1 protein-coding gene is annotated in these 1,425 nt (G+C 64.1%); it reads right to left on the reverse strand.

The window, feature by feature from the left end; genetic code table 11:
- Positions 1-3 precede the first annotated feature (3 nt).
- On the reverse strand, positions 4-1,314 hold the full coding sequence (locus J4H91_RS15360) for an ISL3 family transposase (RefSeq protein WP_208047119.1): 1,311 nt from the start codon (positions 1,312-1,314) through the stop codon (positions 4-6).
- Between the last annotated feature and the right edge of the window lie 111 nt (positions 1,315-1,425).

Below are 1,425 nucleotides of genomic sequence, written 5' to 3' on the forward strand. Positions count from 1 at the left end.
GGCTCATCGGAATTGAGGGTGTAGGAGCGGTCTGAATCCGCCGGCTTCGAGCAACGACCGCGCAATGTAGTGGGTCAGGTTCCGGAACCCCAGCGCGGAGCCACGGAGGTGTTCGAGCCGACCATTGATCGCTTCAGTGGGCCCGTTCGAGGTCCTCGGATGATCGAAGTACGCGAGGATGTCTGCCCGCCGCCGGTCGAGTGTGTACGCGAGCTTGCGAAGCTCGACAAACCAGGTCGGCGTCGTCGTTTCCAGTACGTCGATGAGCTCGCGCAGCCGCTTCCGCCCGAGCCCGCCGTATTTCTCGCGGTAGGCCGCGACGACCTGCTGGTAGACCCGCCACGCACGCCACACATCCGCATGGGCAGGATCAGCGAACACGGCATCGAGTCGGGCCTGTTGTCTCTCAGTCAGGAACGCTTCTCCCGTGCGCAGCATCTTCCGAATCGCGTAGAGCGGATCGCCACGCCTGCCGCGATGCCCGAGGGTCTCTTGCTGCACCCGCTGCCTGACCCGGTCGAGCATATCGCCGGCGAGCTGAACCACATGAAACGGATCCATCACCTCGACCGCGTCGGGCAGATGCTGCTTCGACGCGGTCTTGAACCCGGTGAACCCGTCCATCGCGACGACCTCGATACCCGAACGCCATATCGGGGTTCTCGCGGCCAGCCAGTCGCTGAAGACCTGCTTCGATCGGCCAGGAACCATGTCGAGGAGCCGGGCCGGGCCTCGTCTCTCGCGTACAGGGGTGAGGTCGATGATCACCGTCACGTATTTGTCGCCTCGGCGGGTGTGCCGCCAGACGTGTTCGTCGACGCCGATCGTGGTGACCCCGTCGAACCGGTTCGGGTTATCGATCAGCCGCCGTTTCCCCTCGTCAAGGATCGCGGTGTTCGCGGTGTGCCAGGACACCCCGAGATTCGCCGCTGCACGCGAGACGGTGAGGTGATCGATGACCAGTGCCTCGAGGGCCCAACGAACCCCGGCGCGCGAGATCTTCGCCCGGGCGGGTGCGGCAGCGGTGGTGTCTTCTCGCCAGACCTTCCGACACCAGGAGCAGCGGAAGCGGCGGATCCGGATCTTCAGGATCGTGGAACGATGCCCGCAGGGCTCATGCGCGAGTGTCCGAACGACGCTGTCACGCGGGATGCCTTCCGCCCCGCACCTGCGGCACCAGGGGTCGGACTGGGCGACTCGGCACTCGATGAGCGCACGGTCTGGTTCGAGACGTTGCCCAATCGCTTCGAGGCCGAGCTCGTCAAGTCGGCAGAACGTGGTCAGGTCAGGGGTCTGGAAGGTAGCGTTAAACACGAAGACCTCGTGAGAGAACGATGGACGTTGAACACCCTGATTCTCTTACGAGGTCTTCGTTCTACCCAGGCGTACTCACCGATCGGCCTACACTCTCAAATCCGAAGAGCC

This window comes from Leucobacter ruminantium (assembly GCF_017565705.1).
GTDB lineage: Bacteria > Actinomycetota > Actinomycetes > Actinomycetales > Microbacteriaceae > Leucobacter > Leucobacter ruminantium.